The organism is Azospirillum sp. P4_B5, from assembly GCF_056402275.1.
Genome location: NZ_JBFUHT010000005.1, coordinates 149,587 through 163,214 on the forward strand (window position 1 = coordinate 149,587; position 13,628 = coordinate 163,214).

The 13,628-nt window shown below is 69.3% G+C and carries 14 protein-coding genes; 8 read left to right on the forward strand and 6 right to left on the reverse strand.

Going from position 1 to position 13,628, the window contains the following annotated elements:
* The first annotated feature begins 393 nt into the window (after positions 1-393).
* The 4 genes from AC1DVI_RS05580 (at position 394) to AC1DVI_RS05595 (ending at position 3,363) form a co-directional block, all read left to right on the forward strand.
* Positions 394-1,380, forward strand: coding sequence for an ABC transporter substrate-binding protein (locus tag AC1DVI_RS05580; protein ID WP_476957079.1), 987 nt, complete (start codon positions 394-396; stop codon positions 1,378-1,380).
* Positions 1,380-2,138 (forward strand): ABC transporter permease, encoded by a 759-nt coding sequence (locus AC1DVI_RS05585; RefSeq protein ID WP_476957080.1) that lies wholly within the window; start codon positions 1,380-1,382, stop codon positions 2,136-2,138. Before AC1DVI_RS05580 ends, AC1DVI_RS05585 begins: the two co-directional genes overlap by 1 nt.
* Positions 2,068-2,838 carry an ABC transporter ATP-binding protein gene (locus tag AC1DVI_RS05590; RefSeq protein ID WP_476957081.1) on the forward strand — a complete coding sequence of 257 codons (771 nt, stop codon included), beginning with the start codon at positions 2,068-2,070 and terminating at the stop codon, positions 2,836-2,838. The genes AC1DVI_RS05585 and AC1DVI_RS05590 overlap by 71 nt, the downstream gene beginning before the upstream one ends.
* 90 nt (positions 2,839-2,928) lie before the next feature.
* Positions 2,929-3,363 (forward strand): hypothetical protein, encoded by a 435-nt coding sequence (locus AC1DVI_RS05595; protein WP_476957082.1) that lies wholly within the window; start codon positions 2,929-2,931, stop codon positions 3,361-3,363.
* Between the two features lie 33 nt (positions 3,364-3,396).
* Here AC1DVI_RS05595 and AC1DVI_RS05600 read toward each other — a convergent pair whose 3' ends face one another.
* From AC1DVI_RS05600 to pedF, 6 genes are all read right to left on the reverse strand, one after another.
* Positions 3,397-4,062: a response regulator gene (locus tag AC1DVI_RS05600; RefSeq protein WP_145622721.1), complete on the reverse strand. Its 666-nt coding sequence runs from the start codon at positions 4,060-4,062 to the stop codon at positions 3,397-3,399.
* A gap of 226 nt (positions 4,063-4,288) precedes the next feature.
* Positions 4,289-6,052: a methanol/ethanol family PQQ-dependent dehydrogenase gene (locus AC1DVI_RS05605; protein WP_476957083.1), complete on the reverse strand. Its 1,764-nt coding sequence runs from the start codon at positions 6,050-6,052 to the stop codon at positions 4,289-4,291.
* A gap of 291 nt (positions 6,053-6,343) precedes the next feature.
* A complete protein-coding gene (locus AC1DVI_RS05610; protein ID WP_476957084.1) occupies positions 6,344-7,276 on the reverse strand; it encodes a quinoprotein relay system zinc metallohydrolase 1 in 933 nt (310 codons plus the stop codon).
* Positions 7,273-8,073 carry a quinoprotein dehydrogenase-associated SoxYZ-like carrier gene (locus AC1DVI_RS05615; protein WP_476957085.1) on the reverse strand — a complete coding sequence of 267 codons (801 nt, stop codon included), beginning with the start codon at positions 8,071-8,073 and terminating at the stop codon, positions 7,273-7,275. Before AC1DVI_RS05615 ends, AC1DVI_RS05610 begins: the two co-directional genes overlap by 4 nt.
* A gap of 139 nt (positions 8,074-8,212) precedes the next feature.
* Entirely contained in the window at positions 8,213-9,073 is an 861-nt protein-coding gene (locus AC1DVI_RS05620; protein ID WP_476957086.1) for a substrate-binding periplasmic protein, read from the reverse strand.
* Positions 9,074-9,084: 11 nt separating this feature from the next.
* Positions 9,085-9,528, reverse strand: coding sequence for a cytochrome c-550 PedF (gene pedF, locus AC1DVI_RS05625; RefSeq protein WP_145622731.1), 444 nt, complete (start codon positions 9,526-9,528; stop codon positions 9,085-9,087).
* A gap of 264 nt (positions 9,529-9,792) precedes the next feature.
* Here pedF and AC1DVI_RS05630 point away from each other — a divergent pair, with 264 nt between their 5' ends.
* The 4 genes from AC1DVI_RS05630 to AC1DVI_RS05645 are packed head-to-tail and all read left to right on the forward strand — an operon-like array spanning position 9,793 to position 13,568.
* Positions 9,793-10,965, forward strand: coding sequence for an ABC transporter substrate-binding protein (locus AC1DVI_RS05630; RefSeq protein WP_476957087.1), 1,173 nt, complete (start codon positions 9,793-9,795; stop codon positions 10,963-10,965).
* Positions 10,966-11,017: 52 nt separating this feature from the next.
* A complete protein-coding gene (locus tag AC1DVI_RS05635) occupies positions 11,018-11,986 on the forward strand; it encodes a YVTN family beta-propeller repeat protein (protein ID WP_476957088.1) in 969 nt (322 codons plus the stop codon).
* 20 nt (positions 11,987-12,006) lie between these two features.
* Positions 12,007-12,747 carry an ABC transporter ATP-binding protein gene (locus AC1DVI_RS05640; protein WP_476957089.1) on the forward strand — a complete coding sequence of 247 codons (741 nt, stop codon included), beginning with the start codon at positions 12,007-12,009 and terminating at the stop codon, positions 12,745-12,747.
* Positions 12,744-13,568, forward strand: coding sequence for an ABC transporter permease (locus AC1DVI_RS05645; RefSeq protein WP_476957090.1), 825 nt, complete (start codon positions 12,744-12,746; stop codon positions 13,566-13,568). Before AC1DVI_RS05640 ends, AC1DVI_RS05645 begins: the two co-directional genes overlap by 4 nt.
* The last annotated feature ends 60 nt before the right edge of the window (positions 13,569-13,628 follow it).

A 13,628-nucleotide genomic window follows, 5' to 3' on the forward strand; every position in this document is an offset into this window, starting at 1 on the left:
CCGACAGGGTCAAGTTGCCCGATAGTCGAATACCGGGGACCGGCGGGCGGGGCCTAAGCTCAGCGTTCGCCGTCGTGGGATTCCCGCGTTCCGCTGCGCCACCGCACCGCAGAGGCCTGCCTTGCAAACGACCGCAGGACGCATCATCATCAGGCTAGGGAGACAAGGGTGGCTAGACCCTTGCCTCCCAGCCCGATCCTTAGCGGTTCAGGAGATCAAGGATGTCCCTGATCACCCGAAGCAGCAGGATCAGGAGAGTGAGGATTTTCTCCATCCTCGACGCCTCCTTGTGATGGGACACGGGCGGTGGCCAATCCGCCGCCCGGTCCACCGCGCAACCATGACGCGGCCCACCTTCCACACAAATGCAATTTTTGACGCAGGGGCGGTGCCATGCGCCTGATGTCCCTCGCCCGGCTGTGCCTGCTCCTGGCGCTGGTCTGCGTCGCCTCCGTGGCCCGTGCGGCGGACCGGCCCGCGGTGACCATCGGGGTGCTGAAATTCGGCACGGTCAGCTGGGAGCTGGACGTCATCCGCCACCACCGGCTGGACGAGGCCGCCGGTTTCGAACTGAAGCTGATGGAACTGGCGAGCGGTCAGGCGGCGCAGATCGCCCTTCAGGGTGGCGCGGTGGACATGATCGCCAGCGACTGGCTGTGGGTGGCCCGCCAGCGCGCGGCGGGGGCCGACCTGACCTTCATCCCGCATTCCGCGGCGGTCGGCGCGCTGATGGTGCCGGCGGCCTCCCCCATCGCCTCCGTCGCCGACCTGAAGGGCAAGCGCATCGGCGTCGCCGGAACGCCCATCGACAAGAGCTGGCTGCTGCTGAAGGCGCTGGCCCGCGACCGCTACGCGCTCGACCTCGACGCCGCGGCGACACCGGTCTTCGCCGCCCCGCCCCTGCTGAACCAAAAGGCCACGACGGGGGAGCTGGACGCGGTGCTGAATTTCTGGCCCTACGCCGCCCGCCTCCAGGCGGCGGGGATGCGGACGGTCATCGGGGTGGACGGAATGATGCGGGACCTCGGCCTGTCGGCCCAGGTGCCGGCGGTCGGCTTCGTCTTCCACGAGGGCTGGGCCAGGGCCAACCCGGCGGCGCTCGACGCCTTCGTCGCCGCCTCGCGCAAGGCCAAGGCGATCATGGCGCGATCCGACGCGGAGTGGGACCGGCTGCGCCCGTTGATGAAGGCGGAGGACGAGGCCACCTGGGCAGCGTTGCGCGACCAATTCCGCGCCGGCATCCCGCAGCGCTGGACGGAGGAGGAGCGGGAGGCCGCGGCCAGGCTCTACGGGCTGATGGCCAAGCTCGGCGGACGGGAGCTGGTCGGTAACGCCATGGCCCTGCCGGACGGCACCTTCTGGCCGGAGGTCCGCTTCTGATGCGGTGGCGGCGGCTGGCCCCGGTCCTGTCGCTGGCTCTGCTGGTCGGGCTGTGGGCCGCCGCCGCGGAACTGGCGGCCAGCCGTAGCCTGCCCGGCCCCGCCGCCGTGCTCTCCGTGCTGGTCCGCGAGGCGGCGGACGGCGCGCTGTTCCATCACCTGGGGATCACGCTGGCGCGCATGGCCGCGGCCTTCGCCATCGCCATGTCCATCGGCTCGGCGCTGGGCATCCTGCTCGGCCGCTCGGCCACGGCGGACCGGCTGTTCGGGCTGTGGCTGACCGTGTTCCTGAACATCCCGGCGCTGGTCGTGATCGTGCTCGCCTATGTCTGGTTCGGCCTGACCGAGGCGGCGGCCATCGGCGCGGTCGCCGTCAACAAGATCCCCAACGTCGTGGTCGTCCTGCGCGAGGGGACGCGCGCCATCGACGAGCAGTATGTAGAGATGGCGCGGACCTTCCGCATGGCGCGGTCCGACGTGCTGCGCCATGTGCTGCTGCCCCAACTCACCCCCTACTTCGCCGCGGCGGCGCGGTCCGGCCTTGCGCTGATCTGGAAGATCGTGCTGGTGGTCGAGCTTCTGGGCCGCAGCGACGGGGTGGGATTCCAGATCCACCTCTTTTTCCAGATGTTCGATGTGGCCGGCATTCTTGCGTACACCGTCGCCTTCGTGGCCGTCGTCCAACTCCTTGAACTCTGCGTCCTGCAACCCGTCGAGCAGCGGCTCACCCGCTGGCGGCCGGTGCGCGCTGAGGCTTGAGATCCGCTCCAAGCGCTTCGCCGGGCGGGAGGTCATCCGCGGCCTGTCGCTGACGGCCGCGCCCGGGGAGTTCCTGGCGCTGGTCGGCCCGTCCGGCTGCGGCAAGACGACCGCGCTGACCATCGCCGCCGGGCTGGACCGCGACTTCGACGGAACGCTCGACTTCGGTGGGCCGGAGCCGGTGCTTGGCTGCGTCTTCCAGACGCCCCGCCTGCTGCCCTGGCGCACGGTGCGCCAGAATGTGGCGCTGGTGCTGCCCAAGATGCGGCGGAGCGACGGCACGGTGGAGCGCTGGCTGGCCGCCATGGGGCTGGAGGCGGTGGCCGACGAATATCCGGGCCGTCTGTCCGGCGGTATGGCGCGGCGGGTGGCGCTCGCCCGCGCCTTCGCGGTGGAGCCGGGCCTGCTGCTGATGGACGAGCCCTTCGTCTCGCTGGACGAACCGACAGCGCAGCGGATGCGCAGACTCCTCGCCTCCATGCTGGAACGGTCCTCGGCCACAGTGCTGTTCGTCACCCACAATCTGCGCGAAGCGATCCAACTGGCCGACCGCATCCTGGTGATGGCCCCCGGCCCGACGCGGGTGGCGGCGGAGGTGCCGCTCGGCACGCCGCGCGCGCTGCGCGACGACGCGCTGGTCGAGCGCGTGCGGGCGGAGCTATTGGCCCGACCCGACCCGGCCTTCCGACTGCTCGCCTGACTCTTTCGTCGAAACTGTGAAGCGGCTCACACCCGCCGCCGTCCGCCGGGCGCAGTCTGTCCCGCTGCGACGAAACCGGCGGAGACGACGATGCGCACCCTGTTCCTGCCCCTGTTCCTGCTGGGCGCCGGCCTGGCGCTCCCGTCCGGCGCGGCGCGCGCCGGGGAGATCGTGATTTTGCAATCCGGCTCCCATGGCCCCAACCACGCCGACCGGTCGCGCGATCTGGCGATCATTGGCGATTCGGTCACCGGGTCCTCCATCGTCATCATCGAACGGACGACGCGCGACGAACAACTCGGGCGGCGCGACCCCGGCCTGGAGGCCCGGCGCGCCGTGCGCAAGGCGGAGGCGAAGCGGCGCAGCAAGGACAAGGATTGGTCGGACTGGACGGAGTTCGACGGCCACGCCCTGGACGGCTTCGGCTGGCTCGACGGCCCGGTGCCGCTCGGCTTCGGGCGTGGCGATCCGGGACAGGAGGCGGCGCGCGCCGCCGCGGACGCGCGGCGGATGCGGAACCGCTGAACGGAAAAGGCCCGCCCGGTCAGATGCCCCGGATCAAATGCCGAAGCGGGCCTTTTCCAGTTGCAGCCGGTTGGCGAAGACCACGGCCTGGGTGCGGCTGTAGACCTTCAGCTTTTGCAGGATCGCCGAGACATGGGCCTTCACGGTGGTTTCCGTGATGCTCAGCTCATAGGCGATTTCCTTATTGAGCTTGCCGGTGCCCAGCATCTCCAGAACGCGGAGCTGCTGCGCCGTCAGGGTGGACAGGCGGCGGGCGATCTCCGCCGTTTCCTCATCCTCCGCCGCAGCCCCCTCCTCGACCGAGGCGGGCAGATAGACCTCCCCGGCGAGGATCTGGCGCAACGCGCCGGCGATGGCGTCCCGCGGCGTCGATTTGGGGATGAAGCCGGCGGCGCCGCAGCGCACCGCCTCCAGCATCACCTTGCGGTCCTCGTGCGCCGAGACGACGGCGACGGGGATGGCCGGGAAGCGGCGGCGCAGGGCGATCAGCCCGGTCAGCCCGTTCATGCCCGGCATGTTGAGGTCGAGCAGGACGAGGTCCGGCTCCCCCTTGCCGCTGTGCATGGAGTCGAGGATGGAGATGGTTTCGTCCAGGCAACCGGCCTCGTGGATCTCCTGCGCCTGGCAGGAATAGAGGACGGCGCTGCGCAGGGCGTCGCGCACCAGCGGATGATCGTCCGCAATCAGAATTCGGCTCATGGCGTGGTTCCCACGCTCATCGTTTCGGGGCGTTTCCGGGTGCGATCATGCCGGACCATTCAAGAATGCGCAAGGACGGGAACGGGTATTCGCCAAAACAGCCGATCGTAGGCAATTCCGTTTCAAATCCCGCTCCAAATCCCTTTGCAAGCGATTCGCAAGAAAAGACGGCCCGAAGCTTTCGGGCCGCCCTTTCCTGGTCCGGTCACGGCACGGGCTTTCCCCCTCAGGCCTTCGGCAGCTTGAAGACCCAGAGGGAACCGCCCTGGTTGATGTCCTTGACCAGCTTGGCAACGTCGCCGCCCCACAGCGGCACCGCGCCACCCCAGCCGGAGACCACGGCCACATACTGCTCGCCGTCCTGTTCCCAGGTGACCGGGGAGCCGACGACGCCGGAGCCGGTGTTGAACTTCCAGACCTCCTTGCCGGACTTCGCGTCGAAGGCCTTCAGGTAGCCTTCCGGCGTGCCGGTGAAGACGAGGTTGCCGCCGGTGGTCAGCACGCCGCCCCACAGCGGCGCCGGGTTCTTGTATTCCCAGACGATCTTGCCGGTCTTCGGGTCGATGGCGCGCAGCGCGCCGATGTAGTCGTCATACAGCGGCTTGATGGTGAAGCCGGCGCCCAGATAGGCGGCACCCTTCTTGTAGGTGATCGGCTCGTTCCAGATGTCCATGCCCCACTCGTTGGCCGGGACGTAGAACAGCTCCGTCGCAGGGCTGTAGGCCATGGGCATCCAGTTCTTGGCGCCGAGGAAGGCCGGAGCGGAGAAGACCGACGTGCCCTTTTCAGCACCGACCGGGGTGCCCGGACGGTTGTCGTCGTTGTAGACCGGCCGCCCGGTCTTCACGTCAATCTCCTTGGCCCAGGTGATCTTGGTGACGAAGGGCGAGGCGCTGAGCAGCTTCCCGTTGGTGCGGTCCAGCACGTAGAAGAAGCCGTTGCGGTCGGCCTTGGCGCCGGCCTTGATGGTCTGCCCGTCCTTCTTCAGGTCGAAGGACACCAGCTCGTTCACGCCGTCGAAGTCCCAGCCATCGTGCGGCGTGGTCTGGTAGTGCCACTTGATGTCGCCGTTGGCCGGGTCGATGGCCAGGGTCGAGGAGGTGTAGAGGTTGTCGCCCGGACGCAGGTGCGAGTTCCAGGGCGCCGGGTTGCCGGTGCCGAAGAACAGCGTCTTGGTTTCCGGATCGTAGGTGCCGCCCAGCCAGGTGGCGCCGCCGCCGGTCTTGTAGAGATCGCCCGTCCAGCTGGCGTTCATCACGCCGGTCATGGTCGATTCCTTGCCATTGAGGGTGCCCATGTTGCCCTCGATGGTCGGACGCTGCCAGACCAGCTCGCCCGTCTCGGCGTCGCGCGCCTCGACCATGCCGATGATGCCGAACTCGCCGCCGGAATTGCCGGTGATGACCTTGCCGTCGACGATCAGCGGAGCGGCGGTCGCCGAATAGCCGGCCTTGTAGTCCTCGATCTTCTTCGACCAGACGACCTTGCCGGTGTCCTTGTTCAGCGCGACCAGACGGGCGTCCAGCGTCGCGAAGTAGATCTTGTCCTTGTAGAGCGCGGCGCCGCGGTTCACCACGTCGCAGCAGGGCATGATGCCTTCCGGCAGGCGGTGGTCGTACTGCCACTTCTTCTGCCCGGTCTTCACGTCCACCGCGTAGAGGCGCGAGTAGGAGCCGGTGACGTAGATCGTGCCGTCATGGATGAGCGGCTGCGACTCCTGCCCGCGCTGCTTCTCGCCACCGAAGGAGAAGGACCACACCGGCACCAGCCCCTTGACGGTGTCCGGGTTCAGCGTGTCGAGCGGGCTGAAGCGCTGCGCCTGAGGACCCATGCCGTAGGTCAGGACGTCGCCCGTCGATTTGGCGTCGTTCAGCAGGTCGTCGTTGCTCGGCCCGCCAGCGACCGGTGCGGCGGCCAAAGTGGGGCCGCTCAGGCCAAGGCCGGCGGCCATGGCGCTCGCAAGAAGGCAGGTGCGGAAGAGACGCTTCATGGTGCGGATACCTCCCAGGGGAATGGACAGCCGGAGGCGCGGGCAGAGATCATGCGTAGACAAATGATCATGTGCAGACGAATTGGCGGAATCCGTCTGCTTCGTCCGCCCGGCCTCGGCTTCTTTTCGGAACAATCAGGGGTTCGACGCAGGGACGACGCGGCATCGCGAAGCCCCTATCCTTCTGACAATAAAGCAGTCTACCGGCGCCCCGATTGGGGTCCATTGGCAAATAGTAGAATGGGCGAAGCGTTCTGCTGGAGGACACGGACCGTTTCATTACGAACGGCTTCAATTCACCCGCGGCAACACGGCCGTCTCGATACGCGGCCAGAGGTGGGAGACGGAGCGCCGGTACTCCTCGCGCAGCACGCCCATCCCGGCGAAGCGCTCGGGGATCGGCGCGTCGAGCAGCTCGGCCATGTCGGCCCCGGCCTCCGCCCGCTCGCGCAATGTGCGGTCGAGCCACGTCAGCCAGTCGCGGGTCTGGGCGATGGCGGCCTTGTCGGAGCGGATGCCCCCGTGGTTCGGCACCAGAACCGTCACCTCCAGCGCGTCCAGGGCATCCAGCGCCGCCAGCCATTGGCCGATGTCGGCGTGGGGAGTCGTCGGCGTCCGGTCGGAGAAGACGACTCCGCCGGCGAACAGCACGCCCGTCGTCTCGTCCAGGATGGCGAGGTCGGCGGCGGTGTGGCCATCCAGCGGGATCAGCCGCAGCCGGTGCGAACCGAAGACGACGGTGGAACCGTACACCGTCTCGGTCGGGACCAGCGGCTCGGTGCCGCGCATCCAGTCGCCGACGAGGCGGTACATGTTCTCGGTCATCCCCGAACCCTCGGTCTTGATGCCCTCGATGGTGCCGGGGAGGGCGGCGATGGGCACGTCGGCGAAGGCGCGGTTGCCCAGCCAGTAGTCGGGGTGCAGGTTGCTGATAAAGACCTTGCGAATCGGCTTGTCGGTGACCGTGGCGATGGCCGCGCGCATCTCCTCGCCGAAGCGGCGCGACGGGCCGGTCTGGATCACGATCACCCCGTCGTCGGTCACGATGAAGCCGGGGTTGAGGATGTTGCCGCCGTTGGTGCGGGTGAAATGCTCCCGCGTTCCCTCGAAGACCCAGGTGTCCGGCGCGATGGCGACGGGCTTCAGAGTGTAGGTCAGCGGGCCGGCGGCCCAGCCGGGCGCGGCGGAGGCGATCAGAAGGAGAAGGGCGACGAGCGCTCTCATGGCAGCGCCCCTTGGACCCAAGGCAGCGGGATGGCCGCCTTCACCTCGCCGCCCTGGTTGTCGCGCCCGTCAAGCGTCAGGCTGCGCGCTCCCGCTCCGGGCTGAACCTCCAGCGTGAAGACGGGGTTCTCGGACAGCGGCTCCGCGGTCTGGAGCCGGGCCAGCGCCCGCCCGTCGGCGTCGCGCAGGGTCAACGCCTCGATGAAGTAGGCGGGGATGCCGGCGACCAGACCGGTGTCCATCGGGTGGCGGACGAGGAAGCGGACGCGCGTCGCCTTGTCCTCTCCGGTCGGCGCCCAGGCGCGGCCCTGCACCTCCCCCACATGGTCGGCCCAGTCGGCGGCGGCGTAGGTCGCGGGCGGCGCGGTGCAGCCGCCGCCCGCCGCGTCGAGCAGCTTGCCGCCGATGTGCCAGACGCCGTCCGGCGTGCGGGCGGCGGCGCGCAGCGGTGTCGCCTGCTGGACCTTGAAGCGCGTGGCGATCACCGGCTTGGCCGCCAGCGGCTGGAAGCGCAGGATGACCGGGAAGGGGTTGAGGTCGGCGAACAGCACCATCTCTTCCACCGCGCCCAGCGCCGTGGCGTCGGCCATCACCGGGACGGCGGCGGCGTTCTCGGCGTTGTCGGGGGCGGTGACGGTCACCCGGTCGTCGAATTGCACGGGGGCCGTTCCGAACAGCTCCGGCCGCAGCACGTCCCACATGATGGAGGCCAGCGGGTCGGCGGGGTCCGGCGAGCCGGCATGAGCCGGGTTGGAGAGCGCGGCCAGGAGCGCCGCGGCGGCGAGATGGCGGTTCATGGCGGTTTCCCCCCTCCCTTGCGTTGTTGTTCTTGTGCGGGCGCTTGCCCCCACCCTGACCCTCCCCCACTTCGCAGGGGAGGGAATTAAGCCCCTCCCCCTGCGAAGCGGGGGGAGGTTGGGAGGGGGGCAAGCACCGTCACTCCACCGGAATCGCGTTGTGCGTCACCCCGTGCGTCCGGAAGATCGCCGGCAGCGTCCCGTCCTCCAGCATCGCGGTCACGGCGTCCCCCACCGCATAGGCGAGATCGCGGGAGTTCTCCTTGACCGCCATGCCGATGTCCCAGCTCGACGCCATCATCCCGGGGAAGGTCACCGGGGTGATCGGGAAGCCGGCGGCGCGGTCGCCCAGCGCGGCCTCCACCTGGCTCTGAGTCGCGACGACGGCGGCAACGTCGCCCTTGACCAGAGCCTCGACCGCTTCGGGAATCGTCATGTAATGGACCAGCCGCTCGCGCAGGCGTCCGCCGAAGGCCCCCAGCAGGTAGAAGTCGGGGATGCTGTCGATCTCCACCCCCACCGGCTCGTCGGGCAGGGAAGCCAGCATCGGCTGGGTCATGCGCATCGGGTTGCGGGCCAGCGCGAAGCCCTCCCGCTGATAGGGGCCGAACAGCACGGCCTCCGGGTTGCGCAGCCCGAACTCCTTCTGATAGGGCACATGCATCATCACGTCGGCAACGCCGCCTCCGACGACCGGGCCGCGCCACACCGCGTTGCGCAGATCGTCTGACACGGCCTCCCCGGCGGTCAGCTCCATGAACTCGACGCCGACGCCCAGCCGCCCGGCGATGGCGCGGGCAAGGTCCACGTCCACACCGACCAGGGCGCCGCCCTTGCGGTAGGAGAAGGGCGGGTTGTCGCGGTAGACCGCGACCATCAGCCGGCCGGCGGCCACCACATCGTCCAACGGGCGCGCGCCGGCGCGCCGGGGGAGGACCCCGGCGGCCAGCGCGGCGGCGGCGAAGGACAGCAGGTGGCGCCGCGTCGGAAGCGCCGTCATTCCAAACGCATTCATTCCTCGTGCACCGTCTCCAGCCACGAGCGGATGGCCCACAGCGCCTCCTGGCCCAGCGCCTCGCCGAAGCGCGGCATGTAGGTGACCCCGTTGCGGATCGAGCCGTTGATCACCCGCTCCTTGAACCACTCGTCGCCGATGTCGCCCTTGTCCAGAAAGCGCAGGTCCGGGGCGATGCCACCCGACACCGCGCCCAGCCCGTGGCAGCGCGCGCAGTTCTGGTTGAAGGCGGAGGAGCCGATCTCGATCGCCCGCGGGTTGCCGCGGTAGGGGTTCGCGTCGCGCCAGTCCTCGCCCAGCTTGTCGAGGCCGGTGGTGTCCACTGCCTGGGGGGTCACGTCGCCGTGGGCGAAGGCCGCCGTGGGGACAACCGTGGAGGCGACGGCGGCCGCGCCGGTCAGGAAACCGGCCATCGCAAGCCGGAGAAGCCGTGCGTTCATAAGGGGCGTCCTCATTCAGAGAAGATGCGAAGGGAGCGTTGTCCGTTGCCCCGGAGCATAGCGGGCGGTCCGTGCCGCCAATAATTGGACTTTGGTAGCAACTGTGCGTGGAGTCGGCCGCGATCGGACCGAACCGCAATTTTCCGACCGCGCAATCGTACCAAAGTTGCATTCCGGGACGCTGCCCGGCGGGGATACCCTGGTCTCCCGAAACCAGGCGAGTGCAAACCCGCGATGCGTTTCAGCCTTTGGTTACCCTCCTTGATGCAGATCGCCTTGCTGGCCGGCGGGCTGTGCGCCTCGCCGGCCGCCTTTTCGCAGGAGGCGGCGCCTGCGGACAATTCCACGGTCCGCATCGCCTACCTGACGCAGGAGGTCGAGCATCCCCCCGCCCTGTCCAACCTGGACGAACCGCCCGACGACGACGGATTGGCCGGCGCCACCCTCGCCGTGGCGGACAACAACAGCACGGGCCGCTTCCTCAAGCAGCGGTTCGAGCTGGAGGCGGTGACCGTCCCCATCGACGGCGACCCGGCGCAGGCGTTGCGCGACCTCGCCACCGCCGGGCACCGCATCGTCGTGCTGGACCTGCCCGGCGAGACGCCCGGCGCGCTGGCCCGCCTGCCCGAGGCGGCGGACCTGCTGCTGTTCAACGCCGGCTCGACCGACGACAGCCTGCGCAACGCGCTGTGCGCGCCCAACCTGCTGCACACGGCACCCGACCGCGCCATGCTGGCCGACGCGCTGGCCCAGTATCTGGCGGTCAAGCGCTGGACGAAATGGCTGCTGATCGTCGGCACCCGGCCCGAGGACCGGCTCTACGCCGCCGCCGTCAAGCGGGCGGCCAAGCGCTTCGGCGCCGAGGTGGTCGAGGAGAAGACCTGGAGCGAGGACCACGACGCCCGCCGCACCGCCCAGGCCGAAATGCCGGTCTTCACCCAGGGCAAGCGGCACGACGTGGTGATCGTCGCCGACGAGATCGGCGACTTCGGCGATTACGTCCTCTACCGCACCTGGGAGCCGCGCCCGGTCGCCGGCACGCAGGGCCTCGTCCCCACCAACTGGCACCGCGCCCACGAGGCCTGGGGCGCGGCGCAGCTCCAGTCCCGCTTCAAGGCCGCCGCCCAGCGCGTCATGTCGCCCCGCGACCACGCCGTCTGGGCCGCCATCCGCGCGGTGGGCGAGGCGGCGACCCGCACCCGCTCCACCGATCCGGCGGCGCTGGCCGCCTACATCCGCGGGCCGGATTTCACGCTGGCCGCCTTCAAGGGCGTGCCGCTGTCCTTCCGCAGCTGGGACGGGCAGTTGCGCCAGCCGGTGCTTCTCGCCGCCGACCGCTCGCTGGTGTCCGTCTCGCCGCAGGACGGCTTCCTGCACCCGAAGACCGAACTCGACACGCTGGGCCACGACCAGCCCGAAACCGGCTGCCGACGTTGATGGGCCGACGCTGATTCTTCTCAATCATTTCCGCCAAAAGGACACCGCCCCGATGACCACCGCCCGCTCCCTTCTCCTCGCCGCCCTGCTGGCCGGCTGCGCCGTCCCCGCCCTGGCGGAGACCGTCTATGTCTCGAACGAGAAGGACAACACCCTGTCCATCATCGACGGCGCGACCCTGACGGTGACGGAGACGGTGAAGGTCGGGCGGCGCCCCCGCGGCATCACGCTGAGCGCGGACGGCAAGCACCTCTACATCTGCGCCAGCGACGACGACACGGTGCAGGTGATGGACCTCGCGACGAAGAAGATCCTGCACAACCTGCCCTCGGGCGAAGACCCGGAACTGTTCGCCCTGCACCCGGACGGCAAGCAGCTCTTCATCGCCAACGAGGAAAGCAACGTCGTCACGGTGGTGGACGTGCCCAGCCGCAAGGTCGCCTATCAGGTGGACGTCGGTGTGGAGCCGGAGGGCATGGCGGTCAGCCCCGACGGCAAATGGGCGGTGAACACGTCGGAGACGACGAACATGGTCCATTGGATCGACACGGAGAAGCGCTCCGTCGTGGACCATACGCTGGTGGACGCCCGCCCGCGCTACGCCCAGTTCAACAAGGACGGCAGCCGCCTGTGGGTGTCCGCAGAGATCGGCGGCACGCTGTCGGTGATCGACACGGCCAGCCGCAAGGTGGCGCAGACCATCCGCTTCAAGATCAAGGGCGTGCCCCAGGACCGCATCCAGCCGGTGGGCATCAAGCTGACCGACGACGGGCGCTACGCCTTCGTGGCGCTCGGCCCGGCCAACCACGTCGCGGTGGTGGACACCCAGACCTTCGCGGTGAAGGAATATCTGCTGGTCGGCCGCCGCGTCTGGCAGCTCGACCTGTCGCCCGACCAGAAGCGGCTCTACGCCACCAACGGCGTGTCGGGCGACGTGTCGGTGATCGACGTGGACAGCCTGAAGGTCGTCAAGTCGATCAAGGTCGGCCGCTACCCCTGGGGCGTCGCGGTGAAGGGCTAAGTTGTCGAAAGGGTAAGGGCATGGCGGAACCGGCGCTGTCGGTCGAAGGGCTGAGCTACGCCTACGGGCGCGGGGCCTTCGCGCTGAAGGACGTGTCGCTGGCGGTCGGGGCGGGGTCCTTCACCGCCCTGCTCGGCCCCAACGGGGCGGGCAAGACGACGCTGTTCGCGCTGATCACCCGCCTGTTCGAATCGCCGGGCGGCACCATCCGCATCGGCGGCATCGACTTGCGGCGGGAGCCGGCGCGGGCGCTGGGCCGCATGGGGGTGGTGTTCCAGCAGCCCACGCTCGACCTCGACCTGACGGTGCGGCAGAACCTGCTCTATTTCGCGGCCCTGCACGGCATCCCCCGCCGCACCGCCGAGGCGCGGGCGCGGGAGTCGCTGGAACGGCTGGGCATGGCGGAGCGCATCGGCGAGACGGTGCGGGCGCTGAACGGCGGGCATCGCCGCCGGGTGGAGCTGGCCCGCGCCCTGCTGCACGAGCCGGCCCTGCTGGTGCTGGACGAGCCGACCGTCGGGCTGGACGTCCCGGCGCGGCGCGCCATCGTCGAGCATGTCCACGCGCTGTGCCGGGAGCGCGGCATCGCCGTGCTCTGGGCCACCCATCTGATCGACGAGATCGGCGAGGGCGACCGCGTGGTGGTGATCCACCGCGGTCGGGTCCGCGCCGCCGGGCCGGTGACGGAGGTGAACCGCGCGACTGGGGCGGATTCGCTGACCGAGAGCTTCACCCGGCTGACCGCGAAGGAGGCGGCATGACGGCTTTTGCCTATAATGCCCCCGCCCACTACGCGCGCGCGCTCGGCGGGATCGTCGGGCGCGAGGTGCTGCGCTTCGTCCACCAGCGGGAGCGCTTCCTGTCGGCCCTGGTCCGTCCGCTGCTCTGGCTGTTCGTTTTCGCGGCGGGCTTCCGCGCGGCGTTGGGCATCGCCATCACCCCGCCCTACGAGACCTACATTCCCTACGAGGTCTACATCGTCCCCGGCCTTGCCGGGATGGTCCAGCTGTTCAACGGAATGCAGAGTTCGCTGTCGATGGTCTACGACCGCGAGATGGGCAGCATGCGGATGCTGCTGGTCAGCCCCCTGCCCCGCTGGTTCCTGCTGACGGCGAAGCTGCTGGCCGGGACGGCGGTGTCGATCCTCCAGGTCTATGCCTTCCTCGCCGTCGCCTGGGTCTACGGGGTGCAGGCGCCGCCGCTCGGCTACCTCACGGTGCTGCCGGCGCTGGTGGTCAGCGGGCTGATGCTGGGGGCGCTGGGGATGCTGCTGTCCTCGGCCATCCGGCAGCTGGAGAATTTCGCGGGCGTGATGAACTTCGTCATCTTCCCGACCTTCTTCCTGTCCACCGCGCTCTATCCGCTGTGGAAGATGCAGGAGGCGGGGGAGCTTCTGTACGTCCTGTGCACCGTCAACCCCTTCAGCCAGGCGGTCGAGCTGATCCGCTTCGCGCTGTATCTGGACGTGAACCTGCCGGCGCTGGGCTGGACGGTGCTGGCGCTGGTGGTGTTCCTGGGTGGGGCGGTCTACGGCTACAACCCGGCGCGGGGCTTCCTGGCGCGCAAGGCGGGTGGGGAGTAGGCGTCGGAAAGTGGTTGCAACGGGGCCCCACCCAACCCTCCCCCGCTCTCGGCGGACCGA

Excerpts from the sequence above, each read along its gene's own strand:
- AC1DVI_RS05580 (WP_476957079.1), top strand. The coding sequence starts at position 394 with ATGCGCCTGATGTCCCTCGCCCGGCTGTGCCTGCTCCTGGCGCTGGTC.
- AC1DVI_RS05585 (WP_476957080.1), top strand. The coding sequence starts at position 1,380 with ATGCGGTGGCGGCGGCTGGCCCCGGTCCTGTCGCTGGCTCTGCTGGTC.
- AC1DVI_RS05595 (WP_476957082.1), top strand. The coding sequence starts at position 2,929 with ATGCGCACCCTGTTCCTGCCCCTGTTCCTGCTGGGCGCCGGCCTGGCG.
- AC1DVI_RS05600 (WP_145622721.1), bottom strand. The coding sequence starts at position 4,062 with ATGAGCCGAATTCTGATTGCGGACGATCATCCGCTGGTGCGCGACGCC.
- AC1DVI_RS05605 (WP_476957083.1), bottom strand. The coding sequence starts at position 6,052 with ATGAAGCGTCTCTTCCGCACCTGCCTTCTTGCGAGCGCCATGGCCGCC.
- AC1DVI_RS05610 (WP_476957084.1), bottom strand. The coding sequence starts at position 7,276 with ATGAGAGCGCTCGTCGCCCTTCTCCTTCTGATCGCCTCCGCCGCGCCC.
- AC1DVI_RS05615 (WP_476957085.1), bottom strand. The coding sequence starts at position 8,073 with ATGAACCGCCATCTCGCCGCCGCGGCGCTCCTGGCCGCGCTCTCCAAC.
- AC1DVI_RS05620 (WP_476957086.1), bottom strand. The coding sequence starts at position 9,073 with ATGACGGCGCTTCCGACGCGGCGCCACCTGCTGTCCTTCGCCGCCGCC.
- pedF (WP_145622731.1), bottom strand. The coding sequence starts at position 9,528 with ATGAACGCACGGCTTCTCCGGCTTGCGATGGCCGGTTTCCTGACCGGC.
- AC1DVI_RS05630 (WP_476957087.1), top strand. The coding sequence starts at position 9,793 with ATGCAGATCGCCTTGCTGGCCGGCGGGCTGTGCGCCTCGCCGGCCGCC.
- AC1DVI_RS05635 (WP_476957088.1), top strand. The coding sequence starts at position 11,018 with ATGACCACCGCCCGCTCCCTTCTCCTCGCCGCCCTGCTGGCCGGCTGC.
- AC1DVI_RS05640 (WP_476957089.1), top strand. The coding sequence starts at position 12,007 with ATGGCGGAACCGGCGCTGTCGGTCGAAGGGCTGAGCTACGCCTACGGG.
- AC1DVI_RS05645 (WP_476957090.1), top strand. The coding sequence starts at position 12,744 with ATGACGGCTTTTGCCTATAATGCCCCCGCCCACTACGCGCGCGCGCTC.